This is a genomic window from Bifidobacterium sp. SO4 (genome assembly GCF_018555355.1).
GTDB lineage: Bacteria > Actinomycetota > Actinomycetes > Actinomycetales > Bifidobacteriaceae > Bifidobacterium > Bifidobacterium miconisargentati.
Genome location: NZ_JAFEJP010000007.1, coordinates 37,534 through 60,983, shown reverse-complemented (window position 1 = coordinate 60,983; position 23,450 = coordinate 37,534). Strand labels below are relative to the sequence as shown.

The window sequence follows — 23,450 nt, the reverse complement described above, 5'->3', positions numbered from 1 at the left end:
TCAGGCCTCCTGACCGGCGGCGGCCGGCACGGTGGCGGTCTCGGACTGGGCGGCGACGTTCTCGGCGGCCTTGGCCTTCGCCGCGTCCTCCTCGGCTTCGTTGAACAGCGAGTAGATGTTGTTGCGCTTGACCTCGAGCTGGTGCAGGATGAACTTCTTCACGAAGTCGGAGGCCGGGTGCTCGATGATGTTCTCCGGCGTATCGTACTGGGCGATCTTGCCGTGGTTGATGATGAGCACGCGGTCGCTCATCGTGCAGGCCTCCTCCGGATCATGCGTGACCATGATGGTGGTGAGCTTGTACTGGTCCACGATCTGCTTGATCTTGGCCTTGATGGACTCCTTGATCACGCCGTCCAGGGCGGAAAGCGGCTCGTCGAGCAGCAGCAGCTTCGGCTTCATCACCAGCGTGCGGGCCAGCGCCACGCGCTGCTTCTGGCCGCCGGACAGCTCGTCGATGCGCTTGTTGAGGTGCTCCTCGAGGCCGAGCAGCGAGATCAGCTCCTTGATCTCCGCCTCGGAGGAGATGCCGGGGTTGTTGCGCAGACCGTAGGTGATGTTCTCGTACGCGGTCAGGTTCGGGAACAGCGCGTAGTCCTGGAACACGATGTTGAAGCCGCGCTTCTCCATCGGCACCTGGGTCAGGTCCTCGCCGTTGTACAGGATCTGGCCGCTGGTGGCGTCCGTGATGCCCAGGATGATGTTGAGCAGCGTGGTCTTGCCGCCGCCGGAGGGGCCGAGGATGGACATGATCTGGCCCTCTCCGAGCGTGAGGCTGATGCCGTTGAGGACGTGGGTGTCACCGAACGACTTGGTGATGTTCTTGAGTTCGAGCATATTTCGTCAACTTGCCTTCTGTTCGGGCCGCCATGCGTGTGCGATGGACGCGCGACGGCCCGTTATGGTGATGCCGTGCTGATCGCCGGCATCGTGATCGGTGTTCAGTTGTGAATCGTGATGTGTTTCAGTTATGGGATTTTCGGTTATCACGGCTGAACCTCACGCCGCATACCTCCATAGTCGTGCAGCGGCGGGCGACGGGAGTCTTACATCGAGGAAAGTTCGGGGAAGCGATGGTGAACAGCGAGTGAAACTACACGAATTACATGTAGTCGGCGTAGTTTTAGGCTCTGTTAAACCAAGATTGACATGCCCCTTATTCTTGGCTCCCCTTGTCAGGGGAGCTGTCGGCGAAGCCGACTGAGGGGTAGTCCAGTGGAATTCATGTCAATCTTGGTTTAACAGAGCCTAGTTTTATGCCTCGATGCGGTAGAGCCAATGCAGGACGTGCTTTCGGAGCCCCCTCTGAGACGAGCCGTCGCGTAGCGACTGAAGGGAGTCAGGTACGGCAGCCGAAGGCCGGTCCCGGCCGACACCGAACCCAACCATGCATATATTCATAATTTGCCAGCCATTCATCCTTCCGTAACCCACGCTCCGGTCAAAAAGTCGGGAGCGGAGCCCAGAAAGCAGTAAGCGTCTCGGCCGATTTCCGCGGAATCGGTCGGAAAACAGCACGCCGAAGCTACGTAATCGGCGGCGTGTTCCGATACTATTGACCACGGCAAAACGCTTGAAAACTCGGAGGAATCGATGCGGCGCATGCTGATCAAGCTGCTGAAAAGTGAAACGATTCTCATTGTCGCTTCGGTACTCGCCCTGATCTCCTGCTTCATCGTGCCGCCGGACGCCGACTACAAGGGCTACATCCACGCGAGCACCATCAGCCAGCTCATCTGCCTGATGATCGTGGTGTGCGGCTTCCAGCGCATCGGCGTCTTCCGCATCATCGGCTCCCGCCTGCTGGAGAAGACCAGCACCATGCGCGGGCTCGTGATCACGCTCGTGGCGCTCACGTTCTTCTCCGCGATGCTCATCACCAACGATGTGGCCCTCGTCACGTTCGTGCCGTTCGCCGTGGCCGTGCTCATCATGGCCGGTCAGGGCGATAAGACGATCCTGGTGGTCACGCTCATGACCATCGGCGCGAACGTCGGCAGCATGCTCACCCCGATCGGCAACGCGCACAACCTGTATTTGAAGGCCCTCACCGGCATGCCCACACTGGAGTTCCTCGGCATCATGGCCCCCTATTCCGGCGTGGCCGCCGTGCTGCTCGTGGTGGTAATCTCCGTGGTGTTCGGCCAGCAGGAGGTCGGCAACCTCGGCAACCTCGAAACCGGCGTGCTGGCGCCGGAACGCAACAAGCACCAGCCCGACGAGATCCGCATCACCGGTTACGGCGCGGGCTACGGCGGCTGGCGCACCGTGGTCTACACGCTACTGTTCGGCGTGTGCCTGCTGGCCGTGTCCGACGTGATCCCGCTGTGGCTCATGTGCGTGATCGTGGTGGTGACCTTCCTGTTCACCGACCGTCGCGTCTTCCGCTACGTGGACTGGGGTCTGCCGCTCACGTTTTGCATGTTCTTCATCTTCATCGGCAACATGAAGCGCGTGCCGGAATTCTACGAACTGGCGCGCTCGCTGGTGGGCGGCCACCCGCTCGAGGTGGCGGTGGCCTCCAGCCAGGTGATCAGCAATGTGCCCACCACCATCCTGCTTTCCGGCTTCTGCGACCAGTGGCGCGAACTCATCATCGGCACCAATCTGGGCGGCATGGGCACCCTCATCGCCTCGATGGCCTCGCTCATCTCCTACAAGAACGTCGTGCGCCAATACCCGGACCGCAAGGGCCGCTACCTCGCCATCTACTCCGCCGTCAACGTCCTCTTCCTCATCGTCCTGGTAGGCCTCAGCTGGATCATCGAGTAGCAGCGGACGTTTGACCATATCTCATGCAATGCAATGTGTCCCGCGCGGAACGATCCGGGCTGTTGCGTGATGTAGTTTTCTAGGCTCCCCTTGTCAGGGGAGCTGTCGGCGTAGCCGACTGAGGGGTAGTAGAGGAGCGGCCTGCGGCCGCGGAAAACCAGCATCGGCCGCAGGCCGATTCCTATCGGGAGATGACCAGCGTGACGCTGTAGGGGCGGATTTTCATGGCCAGTAGGGACGAGGGTGAAGGCAGCGTATAGGTTCTGGCGGTGCGTTCGATGACTTCGGTGGCCTCGCCGCGATAGCCGATGACGGTTTTCGCGTCCGGGGCGGCGGTCAGCGTCTCCACGTCCAGTCGCACCGGGCCGTGGTGTTTCGCGGTCAGTCCCGCGAGTCCGTGCGCGATCTCCAACGTCACGTCCACCGCGTCGCCGCCGGTGTTGACGATTTTGATGTACCGGTACGTGCCGTTGGCGTCCGTGTGGGTGCTGCCGGCGATATTCGCGGCGGTGGCGCAAGCGTGTGCGGTTCCGCCGTCACCGGTTGCGTCTCCGCCATCCGAACCGGTGACGCTCACGTACAGGTGCTTCGCCGTCTCGACGTTCTCCACCGTAACGTCATACGTTTCCGGCCCCAGATGCGCGGCGAACAGGCGCTCCACCTCGTAGTTCACCGTGGGATTCACATGCGCCGGATTGAACTCGATGAGGTTCTGCGCCCAGCCCTTGGCGGGGATGTGCGCCAGCAACGGCGCATAGGAGGTCATGCGCACCACGTCCGAATTGCGCTCGCATCCGGTCAGGAACGCGGCCTCACCCAAGGCGGAACGCCACGTGTTCGCTCCCTCTTCGGTCTGCGGCTGTCCGGCGAAGTAGCCATTGGCCGAATACTCGCCGAAGTACACGCCGGCTCCGCAACGCGGGTACCGGTCGAACCGTGTGGCCTGCGACTCGAACCATTCGGGGGAGTGATAGGAGTGTTCGTCCACCAGAACCGCGTCGCCCGTAGCCGAGCCGACCGCGCCCAGCTTGGGGTCACGCGCGTTGCCGGCGATGGCGCGGGCATGGTCCCACGTACGCTTCATGGCCGGCTGGAACGGGAACAGCCCCGCGCTCATCACGCATAGCATGTGCGGGTAACGCTCGTGGATGGCCGTCGAGATACGGTCGAACTTGGCCACGTAATCGGCGCCGAAATTCTCGTTGCCCACGCCGATCATGTCCAGTCCGAACGGTTCGGGATGGCCCATGTCGCGCCGGACCGCGGCCCATGGGCTTGTCTCGGGATCGCCGTTGGCGAATTCGATGAGGTCCAGATAGTCCTGCACCACATTCTGCCGGAATGCCGCCGAATCGATGTCCATATGCCGCGGGTCACGCCCCGGCGACTGGCACGCGATGCCGGCGAACAGCGTGGGCAGGGGCTTCGCGCCCAGATCCTCGCACAGGCAGAAGTACTCGTAGAAGCCGATCTGATAGCTCTGGCAGTAGCTCGACCCGTCCGGCATCTTGAACGACCACATCGAATACTGCGCCCTGCGTGCCTGCAGCGCGCCCACCGTATCCTTCCACCGGTATTCATTGCCGGGCGTCACGCCCTCCACGATGCAGCCGCCGGGAAAGCGCATGAACGCCGGATGCAGGTCCCCGATGGCCTCCACCAGGTCGCGCCTGAGCTTGCCGTACCGCCACTTCGGGTCGCCCGCGCCCCAGTAATCCGCGTCCATGACCTGCACCAGGTCCAAATCAAAGACAATGGGGGATGCGACGGTCGCGGCATCGTCACGACCGCCCGTGCCGTCGGCAGCTGCATCATTGATGCGAACGTTGTCCGCCGCATCGCCACTGCCGATACCGATGCGCAGCTTGCCGTAATCGGTCGCCAGACCATGGACCTGTCCCGTGACGCGCCACCATCCGTCGGCAAGGGCGGTGACGGTGGCGTCGTCTGCGGCGACGGCACCGCCCAAACCATCAATCGTGATTCGCATGGCATCGGTAAGCGGCCGGCCGGACCGGTCGACCACCGCGACGGACAGCACGGCCGCTTCGGACACCGGCCGGACGCACAGGCTCACGTCGTACGCATGCCCGTCCGTGATGGAAAACGCCGGCTCCTCGCCATTCGCGCCGCCGCCGTTGTACCCGAGGTTTTCGATGAACGCGGCGCTGGAAGCCGGCGCAGCATTATTGTCGGCTGTGCGAACGTTGTCGCCGGACATCGCATTATCGCCGCCGGCCTCATCGACGATGACGCGCGCGTACCGGCTGTGCGCATGGATCGGGGGAGCGGGGCAGGACATGGACGTGTCCACGATCTGGCCATGGGCGCCCCTGATTTCGATGCCGCAGCTGATGGCCGAGCAGCCGGAGAACCGCCAGAACCGCAAGGGATCGGCCTGCGTGCGCCACCGGTCCGCGCCGGCGAGCCGCCAGGTGTGATGGTCGAGATAGACGCCGTCGAAACTGTAGTTGTTCACCATGTTGGCGTTCAGACCGCCGTCCGCGCTGTGGTTGATGTCCTCGAAGAACACGCCGTAGAGTCTGCCGCTTGTGTGATGGGTGGGCGCACCCACGCTGATCCGCACCATGGCGTCAATTCTAGTGCGCCCGGTCCTCGCTCGGGGCCTGCCGGCAATGGGAAAGTTTCCCCACAGTTCATATTGCAGTCAATCCAATCCCGCGCATCCGCCGCCGGCAGCCGGTACGCTCGTAAAACAGAGATGACAAGACGAAGCATGTCAAGGAGCTGACCCGTGCAATCCTCGGTGGGAATACGTGAGCGCATCGACCACGTGTATCCGTCGCTCCGTCCGGCGGAGCGCTCCGTGGCCCAGTACATCCGGGACCACATCGAGGAGGCTGCCGACCTGACCGTGGGCCAGATGGCGGAGATCACGCACGTAAGCCAGCCCACGGTGATCCGTTTCGCCCGCAAACTCGGCTTCGGCGGCTACCGTGAACTGCGTTACGTGCTGCGTCACCCGGACGCCGAGCACAAGGTGGCGTTCAACCCGCTGGCCGGATTCGACCTGAACCCGTGGGACAGCGCGGACGACATCCCCGCCAAGGCCGTGGACAGCGCGAAGTCGCTCATCGACGAGCTGTACAGCGCGTTGGACGGCAAGGCCTACCGCAAGGCGATCTCGCTGATCGCCGAAGCGCGTTTCATCGACATTTTCGGCGTGGATAACTCCCTGACGCCGGCCATGGACCTGTTCACCAAGCTTGAGTATCTGGGACTGGCGTGCCGTCTCAATACCGATGCCTACCTGCAGCAGATCGGTGCCGGCCACCTCACCCATGGCGACGTGGCCATCGCGTTCTCCCACTCCGGCAGCTCGGCCGATACGGTCAAGGCGCTGCGGTTGGCGAAGTCGCGTGGGGTCAAAACCATCGCGATCACCAACGCCGTGGGCGCTCCCTTGGCCGGCTGGGCTGATGTAGTGCTGCTGACCGGGCGCGACTCGCATACCATCTACGGCAATGCGATCTTCTCGCGCGTGGCCGATACCGCGCTCGTGGACATGCTGTACATGGGCGTGATCCTCTCCGACTACGGCCGGTTCTCCACCGCGCTGGACGAATCCGGCCGCATGATCCGCGACCGCGTCTTCGAGGGCTGAGGCCGAGATCGCGCACTGAGCGGCCGGCCGCCGAGCCGGGGGAGAGACCGGCTTACTGCCCGGCCTCCGCGGCCGAATACGTGGTGGCCCGCGATTTGCCGCTCCTGACGACCTTGCCGTCATGCACCAGCCGTCGCAGAATCAGGTTGGCCTTGTCCTTGCTGAGCTGCATCTGGTTCTGGATGGACTGTCGGCTCATCGGCACGCCGCTGCCGGATATCAGGTTCAACGTGGCCTGTTCCAGCGCTTCGTTCGACTGGTCCATCAGCTTCACGTCCAAAGCCGACTGCGATTCGCCGGTATCCGTGGCCTCCGCGGCCATACCGAGCAGTTCCGTGTCGAATCCGCGGCCCAGCACCAGGATCTGCATCGGCGCGCATCCGATGACCCGCGCGCCCGTCAGGGCTTCGGAAGCCTGATCGGTCATACGCTGGATGGTGGGGAAGCGCAGCACGTTGGTATGGGCGTCGCTGGTGTCGCCCTCGGCCGGCGCGTCCTGCCGCTCGCCGGCGGTTCCGTTCGTACGCTGCCCGTCCGGCGATGGCCCGGAGCCCGCAGGAACCAGCGACGGCAGCACCAGCGCCACCGACGTCGGCCCGACGCGCAGCTGCGGGCTGACCGGCTGGTCCGCATAGGCGTCCATGATACGTTGCACGCCGGCGCCGCAATCCTCACACAGGCCAAGGTTCGCCAGCCGCTCGGCCAGCGCGGGATAGCGCGGCTGGCTGACCCCGTTGAGCAGGTCATTGATCTCCAGTCCCGCCGCAAGACCGCCGAGCGAGATGATCTCCAGCCGCGAGTCGAACACGTTGACGATCGTAGGACCCGAATAGCCGTAATCGCGGTGTTCCAGCGCGTTCACCAACGCCTCGCGCACCGCGACGGCGGGGAATCGCCCGTCCCCGTTCGCCCGGTTGAGCATCGCGCCCGCCTCGTCGAGCTGCTTGAGCAGCGAACCGGTGAACGTGCGGCGCTCGCGGATGGTGGTTTTGGCGTCGCCGTCGAACATGATGACCTTGGTCATGAACGGGCACTGGTCCGAAAGCAGCATGGACTGCAACGAATCCGTCGGCTCCGACGTGGTCTGATCCGGCACGTCCTGATTTGCCGGCTGCTGATTCGATTCATGCGATTTCGTCCCCATGTCTCGATGGTACGTACCCTTGTGTTGCGGACACGCGCAACACCGCGCAAATGCGCGTATCCGTTTCGTCCGGACGTTTCTACACCCCTATGGGTAGACTGGGGCAGGTTTGGCCCCGTAGCTCAGCTGGATAGAGCATGTGACTTCTAATCATTTGGTCGCCGGTTCGAGTCCGGCCGGGGTCACTAGTGAAACCCTTGGAATCATGCCGATTTCGAGGGTTTTTCTATTTGCGTTTTCTGCTTGTTTTCATCTCAAATTAACCAAAATCGACAGGGCTTAGGGTGCACGGAGGGTGCAAAGGCTTATTCAGCACCCTAAGCCCCGCGACACGCCGGAGGTGAACACATGCCGCAGAAAAGACGGAGTTTCGGAAAAGTCGTGAAGATGCGTTCGGGACGCTATCAGGCTTCCTACATGATGAACGGCGAGCGATTCAACGCGCCCGATACGTTCGGCAGCAAGGCGGACGCCGACGCATGGCTTAGCGATGTGCGAACGTCAATTAACCGCAATGAGTGGGTAGACCCGCGTTTAGCTGGTCAGACGTTCAGGGTGTACGCGCTGACGTGGCTCAAGGGGCATAAAGATAACCTAGCGCCCGGAACCGCACGCATGTATGCGGAACTACTCGATCAATTGTTGTTGCCCTTGCTGGGAGCGCTGCCGATGAATGATATAACGCCACTCGTGGTTAAGCAGTGGTGGGCCAAGATCGCGGAGATGTTCGAGGCTCGGGCCAAGGCCGGGAAAATGCCGAATAAGCGCAGCACGGGCAAAACGCGCGCGTCTCAGGCTTATAGGCTGTTGCACACGATCATGGCCGAGGGTGTGCGCGACGAAGTGATACGGCATAACCCCTGCGTCATCAAGGGTGCGGCCCGCGTCAAGGCGACGGAACGCAAGCCCGCCACCCTTGAGGAACTGGACAAGATAGCGGCGAACATGCCGGAGCGTTACCGGGCGCTTATCCACGTGGCGGCATGGTCGGGCTTGCGTTTTGGCGAGCTTGCGGGCTTGCGGCGTGCCGACGCGGTGCTTGTGGTCGATGGTTCCGGGGTGATCTGCTACCGGCTGAACGTCGATAAACAGGCATACCGGTTGGGCGGCAGGCTGTACGAGGAGGCATTGCCCAAGACCGACGCGGGCCGTCGCGTGGTGTATTTGCCGGCCCATCTCACGGACTTGCTTACGGCACACATGGAGAAGTTCACCGGGGCCGACAATGCGGCGTATGTGTTCGGCACGCGCAACGGTACCCCCATGACTAGCAGCACCGTAGGCAAGATGTTTCGGCGTGCACGTGTAATCGCCGGGCGTCCCGATATGCGTTTTCACGATCTAAGGCATACGGGCGCGACGCTGGCGGCCAAGGCCGGGGCCACTACCAAGGAGCTTATGCGGCGCATGGGGCATAGCAGCATGCGGGCGGCGTTGATCTACCAGCATGCGGCCGAAGAGGACGACTTGAGGCTTGTGGCACGTATGGACGCGATGGCGGCAGGTCTCGGCGTTGGTTCCGCGCCGGCCGTAGCTGTGCGGGTGAAGGGCGGTGAGTCTCTGTGAGCATGAAATCTCAGCCGATACCCGAGGCGTGGCGTGAAGCCGTGAACGGCTTTCTGGAGTATGAGAAGGCTCAGGGCATGGCGGACAGCACGTTAAACACACGGCGCATCCAGCTATGTCGTTTCGCGCGTATTACGGGCACGCCGCCCGAACAGGTCACGGCGGCGCAGATAGTGGAGGTGCTGGCGGCGGCCAAGGCGCAAGAGACGCGCCGCAATCTACGTAGTGCCTTGGTCACGTTCTTCTCATGGTGCTATCGGGAGGGGATACGCGGCGACGATCTGGCGGCAGCCATACCGAAAATGAAGATGCCGCGCCCGCACCCGAGGCCATGCCCCGAGGAGTACATAACCGAGGCGCTGGGCAAGGCCACGGAACCTGAACGGCTCATGCTGGCGCTGGCGGCCGAATATGGGCTAAGGCGCGGTGAGATAGCCCGCGTGCACAGCAACGACGTTATCCCGAGTGAGAACGGTTGGGCGCTCATGGTCAACGGCAAGGGCGACAAGCAACGCATATTGCCTATCCGTGACGATCTGGCGCAGCGTCTCAGGGCGGCGGATGGCTACGTGTTCCCCGGCCGGTATGGCGGCCATGTGGCCGACGGTTACGTGGGCAAACACATTTCTCGGCTGCTGCCCGAAGGGTGGAGCGCGCACAAATTGCGCCATCGCTTCGCCACCGTGGCCTATTCGCAGTCTCACGACATGCTGGGCGTGGCCCGCGCGCTCGGGCACGCGAGCACCAAGACCACGGAGCATTACGTGGCATTGCCTGAGTATGCCTTGTGTTCGCTGGTGAATGCGGCGGCCATGCAAGGCGACAAGGTGCGCATGGAACCGCCCAGCCGCCAAGACAGCCCCGCGCCGCCGCGACGGAGTAACGGCGATATCCGTTACCCGTATGAGGGCAAGAACGGCCGTGAAACGGCGCAGACCACGCCCGAGGCGGTGCGCATGGCGCTTATGCTCACGCTCTACCTTGCCGAGCACCGAGCGGGCGGGGCGCGCGAGTTCGATATCTCGGCGGAGTGGTTCGCGGAGCTGCACAGGGTGCGGGCCATTGGATACGCGCGGCGTTCAAGCGTGGTGCGGGCGGCGGCCCGCAGACTCAGCAAGGCCGGCATGGTCGATCTCGTACCCAACCACTTAGGGCAGATACGCGGCACTATCAATTTCGACGTGCCCACGCTCTGCGGCCTTGCCGGCATGCTGGCGGCCGAATACACAAGCAAGATAACCCGATAGGCACCACGCCACACGACGGGCCGATCTTACGACACAGCGCATAGAGATCGGCCCGCCATATACCGAAGACGGCCGCGCTCTACAACAATTAAAAATGATTATCAATATCTAATATGGGGCGAATGCCGCGGGAGGTGAGGCGGCAGGGAGTACGGCGGGCTGCCGTCATGTCCGGTAACAGCCGTTTTTGATAATGATTATCAAAATTTTTTTCTGAAGTTCGAGAGTAAGAAAAACTATGCGCGGGGTCTTTTCGGGGGAGGGCGTTTTAAAAAAACGGGCGGCCCGCCGCGCCGATTCCTCTCACTACGTTCTAACTAACTCTTACTCTCTCTAACTATCTCTTACTAGGGTGTATATCTGACATACACCATTAGGGATATTGAACATACACCATTGTGTATAACAGACATACACCATAGGGATTTTTATTATCCCGTTTGGTGTATGTCTGTTATCCCGTGAGACGTTGCCCCGACGTGGATTATCCACACTCCCAGTCGGGGTTATCCACCGCGATTAGGCACTGAGGCACAGCAACCGGCTCAAGGCCTTTTCGAGGCGTGAATCCGTCCCGGCATTGCTTGGCTATCTCTATGCCTAGTTCGTAGTGAACTCGGGCCGTTTCTTGCAGCAGCGCGACAACATGGCGACGTTCCTTGTAGCGCTCGGCTATCAATAGTTTGTATTCCGCCGTTCTGCCACGCCCGGCGTCTTGCGTTTGCTCTATCAGTCCGGCCGCGGCAAGATGCCGTAACGACTTGCCGATGTAGCGCACAGCGTTGGCCGGGGCCGTGTCAGGGTACATGTTGCGTGCCCACTTGTCACGGCTCCCGAAGAAGCGATAGACAGTCCACATGTCGCCGGACGTTTTCACATGATCGGCCATGTAATGCAGCACGAGCCAGTCTTTGAGCGTTACCACCTTGGGCGGATAGAACGGCATGAGGCTATCTATCATGCGCCCGAGGCTAGGGAGGTTCGCCATAACAGCACCTCCCGCCACTATCGCACTTGCACATGCCGTGAGTTCCGCTCGCTTGTCTCAAGGGCACAGGCTGACTCATATTCGCGGCTGGGGCATTCGCGTTTCTGTTGTTCGGGCAAGAAGCCCAAGCAGCGGTCTATGTGGTTTTCGCCATACTTGCGCACTAGCTTCGCGGGATTAGCGGTCAGCAGCACGAGCACCGTGTTATAGGTGTGGGGCTTTACCAATATCCACCGTTCGCGCTCCAAGCGTTCGAGTCCCGCCCGCAATTGCACGATCACGGGAGCATTGCGCCCACTGGTCAAATCAAAATGCCACGGCAACCCCACGAGGTGCGCCAACCTTGCATAGTCGAATTGCTGATAACCTTTCGTGCCCTTGACTTGCCGGGCGATATACAAATACAGCTCTTTTACTGCGTAATTCCTTAGCTGTCCGGTCTTGTGATCTATCGCACTACGCTTAGTCATCGCTCGCCCGCCTTTCCCATGGAGAGAATCGCGGCGGCGCTGCTGTGTTGCAGATCAGCGGCAGAAGACGCGGCGCGTCGGCACGGGCGAGGTGCCATGTCGGGGCTGGGATGCTGCATCGTGGTTGTGTGCGCTTCGATAAAGCGCTTGAGATCAGCCACGGCGTACATATTCCGGGGCCGCCCGGCCTTACCTGTACCGGGCACCTTGACCACAGGCAACACGCCGGTAGCCGTCCACCTATCCACGGTCACGGCTTCCACGCCGAGCATTGCGGCGGCGTTGGTTCGATTCACAAGCAAGGCGGGCACGCCGGGGACTTGCTTAGACATGGTTTTTACTCCCTCAAGTATGCGGGGGAGCGTCAGAACGTCATAGAGTCATGCCCTTAAGGCCGATACGCGGGCACGTCCGACACTATCCCCCAAGATTCACGCCATTGAGGGGTGATACTGAGGGGCGCGCGGCGCGAGTATGGCCGCGATAACCAGAAGAGACACAATGGGGGCAATATCGGGAGGTAGCCCAGTGTCGGGGAATTGCAGCGCGGCGAGCTGTTGCAGCACCGCAGCGAGCAGCATAAGGACAGCCAAGACGGACGCGGCGGGGGCCACATACGCCCGGCTATCGGACAGCATGCGCAGACAGTCGGCGCGGAGTTCAAGCAACCCAGCGGCGGCGTATTCCTCGGCGTACTGGGCAAGCGCCGCCAAGGCGTGCATACGCGCCCACTGGCGGACAGTTTCGGCCGGGGCGGGCGTTTGTCTTACTTCCAGCTTCCACAGGTTGAACAGTTCGGCGGTTTCCTCTGCCGTTAGCTGTAAATCGTCGTCAAGCACAAGTTCAGCGGCGGCGGTAACGGAGATGGAACCGTTAGCCATGCCGACGAACAGCGCGCAACGGCGGGCCATGTCGTCAAGTCCTGTCACCGAGGCAGTGAACAAGGCACCCGCGCGGCCGGGGGTGATCTTTCCTGTGGCAGTGTCGGCGGGGGCAATCTCGACGGATTGCAGCACCTTGGACAGTTGCGCCACGAGATCACGACAATGTGAACCGTGGGCCGTCCCGCCGTTTCCCAGCACGACGGCGTAAGCGATACGGCGTGTATCGCTCGGCGTGATCTCGTGCATGGTTTCCATGCCGACTAGACTACCCCGGTTTTTCTGCTGTAGTCCTCAGTTCGAGACTATGCGTAATGAATATTTTGAAGCGTAGAGGTGCACGGAGGGTGCAAGCGGTTGCAGCTCTAGCCGAAACCCGTTGTAAAATAAGGCATTACGGATGAAAAAGGCAGAAACTTCTAATCTCAGGGTCGCCGGTTCGAGCCCGGCCGGGGTCACTCGAAAGCCCTTGGAAACACTAGCCTCCAAGGGCTTTGGCATCTCTCCCGTGTGCCAGTCGTGTGCAATGCCGCTCCATGATGAATGCGATTGAGACTTCGCCTTTCCTGTCCAATCCGGTCCGATGGATGACGATTCGGCCGTGCCGCCGGATTTGGCCCGCGCCCGTGCTACGATGTGCCTCGTTGTAGGGCGATGATCCGTTATCAGCGGGGAGCCTTCGGAAGAACGGCGGCTTTCCTGAGTCTCATGAATCTCAAGGAATCCCAGGGAATCGCCCAGTAGAACCGACGGGATCGGCCCGAGACAGCCGAACGCAAGCGGTCGCGACCACCCGGGGCAACCCGGAAGGCATGCGGCAAGCGAGGTGGTACCGCGGTGGCGGGCGAACGAATCGTCCGGCATCGTCCTCGTAGCAGGAGCGACGACACGACGGTCGCCCCGGACGGAACATAAGGTTCCGGCTTCGAGGGCAATCGGCGAGGTTGCCGGCGGACCGCACGCGAACGGTCGGACCGGCCAATCGCACCGAAACGTCACCAATCGCCCCTGATGGACCACACAGAACCATTGAGGAGATCTACGGTGAGCGAAAACGTATATCCCAAGGCGAACGAGGGCGGCGAAACCGCGCACGTGGCGCCGAACCCCAGCTTCCCCCACATGGAGGAGACCGTCCTGGACTACTGGGACAAGGACGACACCTTCCAGAAGTCCGTGGAGCGCAACCCCTCCGGCGACCACAGCCAGAACGAGTTCGTGTTCTTCGACGGCCCGCCCTTCGCCAACGGCCTGCCGCACTACGGCCACCTGCTGACCGGCTACGCCAAGGACGTGATCCCGCGCTACCAGACCATGAAGGGCCGCAAGGTCAATCGCGTCTTCGGCTGGGACACCCACGGCCTGCCCGCCGAGCTTGAGGCGCAGAAGGAGCTCGGTATCGACTCGGTCGACCAGATCGAGAAGATGGGCATCGACAAGTTCAACGACGCCTGCCGCGCCTCCGTCTTGAAGTACACGCACGAATGGCAGGACTACGTGCACCGTCAGGCCCGTTGGGTGGACTTCGAGCACGGCTACAAGACCCTGAACATCCCGTACATGGAGTCCGTGATGTGGGCCTTCAAGCAGCTGTACGACAAGGGTCTGGCCTACCAGGGCTACCGCGTGCTGCCGTACTGCCCGAAGGACCGTACGCCGCTGTCCGCCCACGAGCTGCGCATGGACGCCGACGTGTACCAGGATCGCCAGGACACCACCGTCTCCGTGGCCGTCAAGCTGCGCGACGAGGACGCCTACGCCGTCTTCTGGACCACCACGCCGTGGACCGTGCCCACCAACTTCGCCATCGTGGTCGGCGCGGACATCGATTACGTCGAGGTCCAGCCCACTGAGGGCAAGTTCGCCGGCAAGAAGTTCTACCTCGGCAAGGACCTGCTCCCGCACTACACCAAGGAACTCGGCGAGAACTACGAGGTCGTGCGCGAGCTCAAGGGCTCCGAGCTGGCCGGTCGCCGCTACTGGCCCGTCTTCCCGTACTTCGCGGGCGAGAAGGCCGAGACCGAGGGCAACGTGCCCGGTCCGAACGGCTACACCATCTTCACCGCCGATTACGTCGACACCGTCGAAGGTACCGGTCTGGTCCACCAGGCCCCCTACGGCGAGGACGATATGAACACGCTCAACGCCAAGGGCATCAAGAGCACCGACGTGCTCGACGCCGGCTGCCGCTTCACCTCGCAGTGCCCGGAGTATGAGGGCATGTTCGTGTTCGACGCCAACCTGCCGATCCTGCGTAACCTGCGCGCCGGCGACGGCCCGCTCGCCCAGATCGACGAGGACAAGCGCGCCATCCTCTTCCAGGAGAAGAGCTACGTCCACTCCTACCCGCACTGCTGGCGCTGCGCCACCCCGCTGATCTACAAGCCGGTCTCGTCCTGGTTCGTTTCCGTGACCAAGATCAAGCCGCGTCTGCTGGAGCTCAACCAGCAGATCAACTGGATCCCGGAGAACGTGAAGGACGGCCAGTTCGGCAAGTGGCTCGCCAACGCCCGCGACTGGTCCATCTCCCGCAACCGCTTCTGGGGTTCCCCGATCCCGGTGTGGGTGTCCGACGACCCGAAGTACCCGCGCGTGGACGTGTACGGCTCGCTCGAGGAGCTGAAGAACGACTTCGGCGACTACCCGCGCGACAAGGACGGCAACGTCAACATGCACCGTCCGTGGATCGACAACCTGACCCGCCCGAACCCGGACGACCCGACCGGCAAGTCCACGATGCGCCGCATCCCCGACGTGCTCGACTGCTGGTTCGAGTCCGGCTCCATGTCCTTTGCGCAGTTCCACTATCCGTTCGAGAACAAGGAGAAGTTCGAGCAGCACTTCCCGGCCGACTACATTGTGGAGTACATCGGCCAGACCCGCGGCTGGTTCTACCTGCTGCACGTCATGGCCACCGCCCTGTTCGACCGCCCGGCGTTCAAGAACGTGATCTGCCACGGCATCGTGCTCGGCTCCGACGGCCAGAAGATGTCGAAGCACCTGCGCAACTACCCGGACGTGAACGGCGTGTTCGACAAGTACGGTTCCGACGCCATGCGCTGGTTCCTCATGAGCTCGCCGATCCTGCGCGGCGGCAACCTCATCGTCACCGCCGAGGGTATCCGCGACACGGTCCGCCAGGTCATGCTGCCGGTGTGGAGCTCGTACTACTTCTTCACGCTGTACGCCAACGCGGCGAATGGCGGGGCCGGTTTCGACGCCCGTCACCTGCGTGCGGACGAGGTGGCCGGCCTGCCCGAAATGGACCGCTACCTGCTGGCCCGCACCCGCCGTCTGGTGGAGAAGGTGGAGCAGTCGCTCAACGACTTCGCCATCTCCGACGCCTGCGACGCCGCGTCCGACTTCATCGACGTGCTCACCAACTGGTACATCCGCAACACCCGTGACCGCTTCTGGAACGAGGATGCCAACGCCTTCAACACCCTGTACACCGTGCTTGAGGTGTTCATGCGCGTGCTGGCGCCGCTCGCCCCGATGGAGGCCGAGTCCGTGTGGCGCGGCCTGACCGGCGGCGAGTCCGTGCACCTGGCCGACTGGCCGTTCGTGGTCTCCGAAGAGACTGGTGAGGCCACCGAGCTGGGCCGCGTGCTCGTGGATGATCCGAAGCTGGTCGAGGCCATGGAGAAGGTCCGCGAGGTCGTCTCCGGCACCCTCTCCCTGCGCAAGGCCGAGCAGATCCGCGTGCGTCAGCCGCTCGCCAAGCTCACCGTGGTGGTCGAGGACGTGGACGACGTGCGCGCCTACGCCGACGTGCTCAAGTCCGAGCTCAACGTCAAGGACATCGAGTTCTGCACCATGGAGGACGCCGGTTCCCAGGGCCTCAAGATCGTGCACCAGCTCAAGGTGAACGCCCGCGCCGCGGGTCCGCGCCTGGGCAAGCAGGTGCAGTTCGCCATCAAGGCCTCCAAGACCGGTGCCTGGCACGTGGACGCCTCCGGCGCCCCGGTGGTCGAGACCCCGAACGGCGAGGTCGCGCTGGTCGAGGGCGAGTACGAGCTCATCAACCGCGTGGAGGAGGAGAACGCCGCCGAGGCCGCGGCCTCCGTCTCCGCCGCCCTGCCGACCGGTGGTTTCGTGATCCTCGACACCGCCCTGACCGACGATCTGGTGGCCGAGGGCTACGCCCGCGACGCCATCCGCGCCGTGCAGGACGCCCGTAAGGACGCCGGTCTCGACATCGCCGACCGCATCGCCCTGACGCTGACCGTGCCGGCCGCCGACGCGCCGAAGGCCGAGCAGTTCCGTGACCTCATCGCTCACGAAACCCTCGCCACGTCGCTCGACATCAAGGCCGACGATGCCGCCAAGGAGCTGTCCGTCGAGGTCGCCAAGGCCTGACTGATTAGCCACTGACGGAGCTATATGCAACAAGGTGGGCTTGAACCGCAAGGGTTCGGCCCACCTTGTTTTTGTTTTGACCAACCTTGGCTCCCCTTGTCAGGGGAGCTGTCACGCGCAGCGTGACTGAGGGGTAGTAGCCGCGGCCAAAGCCGCGAAAACCCGCGGGCGTAGCCCGTCCGTAATTGCAGGACGAGCTGTCGGAGCTGACAGGGTGTGATCAAACCAGGTCATGCTTGGTCCTTGGCTCCCCTCTCTGAGGACACTGCCGTAAAGCAAACAGTCCAGTGGACTGTTTGTAGGCAGTGTGCGAGCCGATAGGCGAGCCGGAAACCCGCGGGCGTAGCCCGTCTGTAATTGCAGGACGAGCTGTCAGCGTAGCTGACTGAGGGGAGTCGCTGTACCAATAAACCCCCACCCCACCTGACACATCCCGCCAAATAGTCAATTCCTCTAACAAAATTCCACTTGCACAAACGCCCTGCATATTCATTGCAAACACGCATTCTCCTTTGACAAACCCTCCTCAAGGGGGGTATAAGAACCTAATAGAGAACGAAGTGCGCCCGCGTTTGTGAGCGCTCACGGACGAGCGCTGTGGTGCTAGCGCGTGGCAAAAAGGGCAGGAGGAAGCCGAAACATGCCGATGGTCATATCGGATGCTTCCACAAGCGCACCAACCGCCCTCACCACACCCCTTCACTTCGGCATCACGGCGATCACGAATCGAACCCGCCAATTCGCAATGACGGCGAACACCGGTCCGACTAGCATCCCGCGAATCACCGGACCTGATGTTTCGCGCGCACGAAACCGCCGCATCCCCAGATATCGGTTCCACTCCGAGACGCCGACGAAACCACCCGAACGCCGATATAACGACGCACCCGACAGCACATCCAAGACAGACATGAACAGCACGACGACCAAGGCCGCAGCCATGGAAGGACGCAACCAATGAAGCGCAACAACAAGCCCAACAAGCGCTGGATCAAACTCGTAGGCGTACTGACCGCCGCCGCCCTGGGCCTCACCTACGCCGGTTCCGCCCTAGCCGACGACTTCACCCTCCCCGGCACCACCTCCAGCGATTCCAGCACCGGCACCTGGGCCGACCAGGCCGACGGTGATGTCTCGAACGTGCCTGACGACGGTACTGATAGCACCGACGGCGATACGGACACTGGCAACACCAACGCGGATGGCAACGTTTCCGATGATTCTAATGACAACAACACTCCCGCTACACCTCAGGTGGTCACGCCCATCGCCAACTGCGATAACGTGCAGGACTGGAGCACCCTTGCCGGCTGCGTGACCAACGGCCAGTCCGGCCTCGTCACCATCACCAAGACCATCGACGTGCCCGCGGGTGGCGCGGTCGCTGTGTCGCAGGGTAATGTGATTCTCACCGCCACCACCGGCAACCAGCCGGCGCTCACTGCCACCGCTACAAGCGGTAACCTCGATGCGTTCTTTGTGGTAAACAACGGCGCCACCCTCACTGTTGGACAGGATGCGAATGACGGCGGCTTCTCCTACAAGAACGGCAACCGTTGGTTCGCCTACGTGAATACCGGTGGCACCCTCACCGTGAACAACGGCACGTTCGACGGCAACAACACGACTGCCAACACGAACCGTACCCAGGGCACGCTCGCTTACATCAACGGCGGCAGCGTCGTCATCAATGGCGGCACGTTCTCCAACAACAAGGCGGAGCGCGGTGGCGTGGTGTACAGCGACACCGGCGATATCGCAGTGCATGGTGGCGAATTTTCCGGTAACGAGTCCACTCTTGCCGGCGGCGTGTTCATGCAGAAAAGTCCGACTGGAGTGATGACCGTGGATGAAACGGTCGGCAAAGTGAAGTTCTCTAACAATGTGAGTTACACCAGTGGCGGCGCTATCCACAGTGATGGTACCTTGACTATCAGTGGCGGCGAATTCAATGGCAACAAAACCGAAGCAACCAACGAGAAGGGCAATGGTGATGGCCAGGGTGGCGGTGCCATTTCGCAGGACCAAGGCTCCACCACCATCACCGGTGGCACGTTCACCGGCAATGCACAGACCTTCACGTCGGATGTACAGTGCACGAATGACAAACCGAACCCGTGCCATAGATATCGTAGCGGTGGCGGCGCCATCCGTCTTGATGGTGGTTCGCTGATCATTGTGGGTGGTGTGAAGTTCACCCAAAATTACTCCCGTACCTATGGTTGGGGCGTGGGTGGCGGCGCCATCTATGTTCAGGGTAAGCTTTCCATCCGCAATGATGACCGTGGTAACAAGCCGTTGTTCGATCACAACTGGTCCGGCATCTATGACCATCAGTACATGCAGGATGCGGGCGGCAACGATTTGACCGATGACAACGGCAACAAGGTGATTCCCAATGGTGGTGCCGGTGGAGCTATCTTCGTACAGGATGGCAATTCCGAGGCGTTCTTTATGGGCGGCAAGTTCACTGGTAATTCCTCTGGCTATCTAGGCGGAGCCGTTTATACCGAAGAGCATTCCACGTCGTACATCGCTAAGGCGGTGGCATATTCTAACACGGCCGGTCACTTTGGTGGTGGTTTGTGGTTGTGCCCTTCTGGTATAGGCGAAGCGTCCAAGGGTGGCAACATCGCATTGTTTGATAACAGCGTGAGCAAAGGCACCGATCCGAATACAGAGAACCAGAATCCGCTCAAGGGTACGGATCAATACACAAAGGATTCCGATGGCACCGAGGCAGGTGCTGACTTCGCCATCATGAATCCGTACCATAAAAGGAATTCGGGCATCACAAAGTCCAGTTTTGTACTGATGGATTCATGGTTCACCGATCGTACTGAATCCGCGGTCACGTGGTATCACGATGGCAGCCCGCTTAGGGATGCCAGCGGCTATGACGACGCCTATCAGAACAGTGTTCCCAATCAAGGCAGCAACCGTAACCTTGCCGTCAGCAAGAAGGGTGGTCGCTATGGCGAGGTCGTTAATTCGACGATTGATGGATACGTTGATCACGCCAAGGACCTGAAGCTGGGGCTGGAAGGCAATACGTCGGCTGAATATACAACTACCGGCGTCGCGCTGAAGGCTGTGGTAACCGGTAACGCTGCTCAACAGGCGTCCAAGAAGTCCGCTGCCAAAGCCGCGGCTGCGGTGGAAATGACCGGCAACCAGGCTCGTCTGTCCGGTGGCGCATTCGGCACCAACGGTAACGTGAAGTTCTCCTCGCCGTACACGGCTTCGTGGAGCAAGGTGAAGAACAATGCGGATGGAAGTACACCCACCACGGCCACTAAGGACAATCAACTCGCCGGCTCCGAATGGCTCATCGAAACCAAGTCCGCGACAATCAAGGTGAAGAACGGTGATGGCACCGCCAACACCACTGACGTAACCACTATCGGCGGCCCGTTCGACCCGAACTTCTACCCGAAGGTGTGCACCGCCGACCAGCTCGCTGCGGGCGACTGGGAGAACGGCTACTGCTGGAAGGAAGAGATCGACAGTAACGGCAACGTGACCAAACGCTCCGCCATCGTCAAAGACAACACATCCAACGACGCGGACGGTAACGTGAACTACGCCGGCTTCGACAACAATCCCGACGGCGGCGGCTTCGATATCAACAACCTCGCCAACGGTAAATACACGGTTACCGAATACAAGGCGCCGGCCGGCTATAGCCCGTCCTCGAAGAAGTACACGTTCACCGTCGGCAACGCGCAGGCAGAATGGTCCGACGGAAACGGCGACCTTGGCGTCGAAGCGGTTATCGGCAACACCGTGCTGCCGGGCGTCTCGTGGGGCAAGATGGACGGCGACCATCCCACTGAGGCGGTCAAGAACACCACTTGGACGGTCACGCCCATCGATCAGAACGGTACCCCGTACACGGTGAGCGATTGCGTCAAGCAGACCGCGAACGGCATCGCGTGCGAAGACGCAGGCAACGCGAACGCCCCGACCAACCATGTGCTCTCCGACCATAATCCTGATGCGGGTGTATTCACGCTGGAGAATCTTCCTGCCGGTCGGTACAAGCTGGAGGAATCCAAGACGCCTGACGGCTACTGGAAGTCCAGCCGCATGACGGCCGAGTCGTACTACTGGTTCGATATCGAGCCAGGCGCGACCAAGACCGCGGCGCTCATGTACCACGACGGCTCCGTTAAGCCGGCAACCAATACGGAAGTGACGAGCAAGGTCATCATCAACCAGCAGCCGAACGTACTGTGGAGCAAGGTGGACGTACAGAACGTGAATGGCAACGCGCTTGACGGATCCGGGTGGACGATTACAGGTCCGTACGCGGACGCCGCGGGAACGCATGTGCACGATGCGCAAGGCAATGACCTGACAGTTACCGCCCCGGTGGCCGATTGCAAGAGCGAGTCCGGTGCCACTACGCCGTGCTCGTCCGGGCACAACACCGTGGATACGACCGGCAAGATTGCCAAGATCACCGCATACGCCGACCTCGACAATGCCGCCGGCAAACTTAAGGTCTCCGGCTTGGCCCGCCCGGCGTCCAGCACAGCCGGCGCGTATACGTACGAGCTGAAGGAAACCAGGGCGCCCGAAGGATATGTGCTCTCTGGCCTCACTTACACATTCAAAATCGAATACGAGCAGCCAGCACAGGGCACCATCATCCAAGTGAAGGCGCCTGACGGCGCGGGTTCGATGCAGGTGCAGCATGGTGACAATGACAATCTCAACCTCATTCCGAACGCGAAGCCCATCTCGCAGCTGCCGCTTGCCGGTGGCGACGCCCGTAGCTGGATGCTCATTGGCGGTGGACTGGCGTTGATGGCGGCGCTCGCCGCGTTGGCGACGGGACGGGTGAAACGTCGTGAGCTGTGAATGACGGCGTTTCCATCAGGCGATTGCATGAGCCGTCGGTGATGGAAGCGCGTCGGCCGGCATCCTCCAATCAACGGATGCCGGCCGCAAACCCCAATACAGATTTTGCGGATCATGGAGCCACAACGGTGCCAGTCTCCGCGATCCCAACAGAACATCGAAAGAACAAACAAAGAAGAAGGAGTATCTCATGCAAATGAGAAAACTGTTCGCCGGCCTAGCCGCCGTTGCCACCCTGCTCGGTGGCATGGCATTCAGCGCCACCACCGCCAATGCGGAGGATGACCCCGTGACTAACGATGGCATTATGTCTGTTGCAGCTGTGCCCGACGGAACTACAGTGAAGTTAGAAGGGAAGAACGTTACTGCGGCGGGAGATGAGTTCAAGGCCAGCGTTGATCCCCAGACCCAGGAGGGGTTACGTCAATTTGCTTATTTGAAGTTGGCGGGCTACACCAAGGATACTAACGGCGAATATTATCTGACTTCAGCATTGACTTCTAATCAGTTGGAAAAGCTGAAGGCTGCATTCGTTGCTCTCGGCTATGACAGTGATACCAACCCTATCAAGGATCCTTTTACCTGGTTGGGTTCCCAGAATGCTGACTATTTCGCACAGCATCAGGAAACCGCTTGGCGTAGTTTCATTGAGGCTGTCAACACGCAACTGGGTACTGACGCTACGAATATTACTACTGAAACGCTCAATGGTGATGAGCTTACTCTGGATTTGGATTCTCAGGGTCTGTTCATGATTATCGACAAGAGCGGTGACTACAAGGTCGAACGGGAGAAGTGCCCGGTGGTGTATCACCAGATCAAGCCCATTCTTCTGGGCACCAAGTTGAGCAATATTACCGGTGGCGAGGGAACCATCACGGTTGCGCTCGGCAAGGACGGTGCCTCTAACGTCAAGCAGGAGCAGACCACCAGCTGCACCACCACCGGCCAGTTCACGAAGGTCGGTTCCAAGGACAAGGATAAGAACGGTCTGTCTGGTGCCGTCTTTGACATTTACAAGTGGACCGGTGCCGATGACCCCACTGCTGAGTCCTTCACGGATGACAATATGACGGATGCCAATAAGATTGGTACTATTACCACTGAATCTAATGGTATTGTGAAGCTGAATAACTTGGCTCCGGGCACCTACTTGGTGTACGAGAGCATTGTCCCTGACGGTTATCTTGCCAAGTTCCGCGCCAAGCTCATTGTCAAGGTGACTGGTGATCCCACGGATCCCGATGCTTCCCTGTCGGTGTCTATCACTGACCCGACCAAGAGCGGCCTTCTCACTGGTGCTACCGGTAATCAGAAATACGAGAACATTACTTCAGTCACCGAGCTCCCCAAGACCGGTGCCGAAGGCATCGCCCTGTTCTTCGTGGTTGCCGCTCTGCTTGCCGGCGCTGGCGTGACGGTGTTCCTGAAGTCCCGCAAGACCAAGGCCATGCTGAACGCCTGATTGACAATCTGCGGATATAGATAATCCGGCATAGCGTAAGGTGGGTGCATACCGTATCGGCATGCAC

The 23,450-nt window shown here is 61.1% G+C and carries 15 protein-coding genes and 1 tRNA gene; 8 read left to right on the top strand and 8 right to left on the bottom strand.

Features of this window, described 5'->3' with window-relative positions:
* The gene (locus JS536_RS06255) at nt 1-837 is read right to left on the bottom strand and encodes an ABC transporter ATP-binding protein (RefSeq protein WP_214356247.1); all 837 of its coding nucleotides are present in this window, start codon (nt 835-837) and stop codon (nt 1-3) included.
* A gap of 756 nt (nt 838-1,593) precedes the next feature.
* Here JS536_RS06255 and JS536_RS06250 point away from each other — a divergent pair.
* Nucleotides 1,594-2,772 carry an anion transporter gene (locus JS536_RS06250; protein ID WP_214356246.1) on the top strand — a complete coding sequence of 393 codons (1,179 nt, stop codon included), beginning with the start codon at nt 1,594-1,596 and terminating at the stop codon, nt 2,770-2,772.
* A gap of 181 nt (nt 2,773-2,953) precedes the next feature.
* On the opposite strand, the gene JS536_RS06245 is transcribed toward JS536_RS06250, so the two are convergent.
* Nucleotides 2,954-5,362, bottom strand: coding sequence for an alpha-L-arabinofuranosidase C-terminal domain-containing protein (locus tag JS536_RS06245; protein WP_217625116.1), 2,409 nt, complete (start codon nt 5,360-5,362; stop codon nt 2,954-2,956).
* 165 nt (nt 5,363-5,527) lie between these two features.
* On the opposite strand from JS536_RS06245, the gene JS536_RS06240 reads away from it, so the two are divergent.
* Nucleotides 5,528-6,397 (top strand): SIS domain-containing protein, encoded by an 870-nt coding sequence (locus JS536_RS06240; RefSeq protein ID WP_214356245.1) that lies wholly within the window; start codon nt 5,528-5,530, stop codon nt 6,395-6,397.
* A gap of 52 nt (nt 6,398-6,449) precedes the next feature.
* Here JS536_RS06240 and JS536_RS06235 read toward each other — a convergent pair whose 3' ends face one another.
* Complete coding sequence (locus tag JS536_RS06235) at nt 6,450-7,541, bottom strand: ATP-binding protein (RefSeq protein ID WP_214356244.1); 1,092 nt, start codon at nt 7,539-7,541, stop codon at nt 6,450-6,452.
* A 111-nt stretch (nt 7,542-7,652) separates the two neighbouring features.
* On the opposite strand from JS536_RS06235, the gene JS536_RS06230 reads away from it, so the two are divergent.
* The 3 genes from JS536_RS06230 (at nt 7,653) to JS536_RS06220 (ending at nt 10,354) form a co-directional block, all read left to right on the top strand.
* Nucleotides 7,653-7,726: transfer RNA gene (locus JS536_RS06230), tRNA-Arg, on the top strand.
* Nucleotides 7,727-7,889: 163 nt separating this feature from the next.
* The gene (locus tag JS536_RS06225) at nt 7,890-9,107 is read left to right on the top strand and encodes a site-specific integrase (protein ID WP_214356243.1); all 1,218 of its coding nucleotides are present in this window, start codon (nt 7,890-7,892) and stop codon (nt 9,105-9,107) included.
* Nucleotides 9,108-9,109: 2 nt separating this feature from the next.
* A complete protein-coding gene (locus tag JS536_RS06220; protein WP_217625117.1) occupies nt 9,110-10,354 on the top strand; it encodes a tyrosine-type recombinase/integrase in 1,245 nt (414 codons plus the stop codon).
* Between the two features lie 484 nt (nt 10,355-10,838).
* Here the strand turns inward: JS536_RS06220 and JS536_RS06215 are convergent, their stop codons facing one another.
* From JS536_RS06215 to JS536_RS06200, 4 genes are all read right to left on the bottom strand, one after another.
* On the bottom strand, nt 10,839-11,342 hold the full coding sequence (locus JS536_RS06215) for a hypothetical protein (RefSeq protein WP_214305269.1): 504 nt from the start codon (nt 11,340-11,342) through the stop codon (nt 10,839-10,841).
* A 17-nt stretch (nt 11,343-11,359) separates the two neighbouring features.
* A complete protein-coding gene (locus JS536_RS06210) occupies nt 11,360-11,812 on the bottom strand; it encodes a hypothetical protein (RefSeq protein ID WP_214356241.1) in 453 nt (150 codons plus the stop codon).
* On the bottom strand, nt 11,809-12,144 hold the full coding sequence (locus JS536_RS06205; protein ID WP_214356240.1) for a helix-turn-helix domain-containing protein: 336 nt from the start codon (nt 12,142-12,144) through the stop codon (nt 11,809-11,811). Before JS536_RS06205 ends, JS536_RS06210 begins: the two co-directional genes overlap by 4 nt.
* A 99-nt stretch (nt 12,145-12,243) precedes the next feature.
* Complete coding sequence (locus tag JS536_RS06200) at nt 12,244-12,942, bottom strand: hypothetical protein (protein ID WP_214356239.1); 699 nt, start codon at nt 12,940-12,942, stop codon at nt 12,244-12,246.
* Between the two features lie 795 nt (nt 12,943-13,737).
* Here JS536_RS06200 and ileS point away from each other — a divergent pair.
* Nucleotides 13,738-17,052 carry a mupirocin-resistant isoleucine--tRNA ligase gene (gene ileS, locus JS536_RS06195; protein WP_346427464.1) on the top strand — a complete coding sequence of 1,105 codons (3,315 nt, stop codon included), beginning with the start codon at nt 13,738-13,740 and terminating at the stop codon, nt 17,050-17,052.
* Nucleotides 17,053-17,751: 699 nt separating this feature from the next.
* Here ileS and JS536_RS06190 read toward each other — a convergent pair.
* Complete coding sequence (locus JS536_RS06190; RefSeq protein ID WP_214356238.1) at nt 17,752-17,982, bottom strand: hypothetical protein; 231 nt, start codon at nt 17,980-17,982, stop codon at nt 17,752-17,754.
* Nucleotides 17,983-18,009: 27 nt separating this feature from the next.
* Between JS536_RS06190 and JS536_RS06185 the strand changes: the two genes are divergently transcribed.
* Both JS536_RS06185 and JS536_RS06180 read left to right on the top strand, forming a co-directional pair.
* The gene (locus tag JS536_RS06185; RefSeq protein WP_214356237.1) at nt 18,010-21,918 is read left to right on the top strand and encodes a prealbumin-like fold domain-containing protein; all 3,909 of its coding nucleotides are present in this window, start codon (nt 18,010-18,012) and stop codon (nt 21,916-21,918) included.
* A 196-nt stretch (nt 21,919-22,114) separates the two neighbouring features.
* Nucleotides 22,115-23,383 (top strand): SpaA isopeptide-forming pilin-related protein, encoded by a 1,269-nt coding sequence (locus tag JS536_RS06180; RefSeq protein ID WP_240544286.1) that lies wholly within the window; start codon nt 22,115-22,117, stop codon nt 23,381-23,383.
* Nucleotides 23,384-23,450 lie beyond the last annotated feature (67 nt).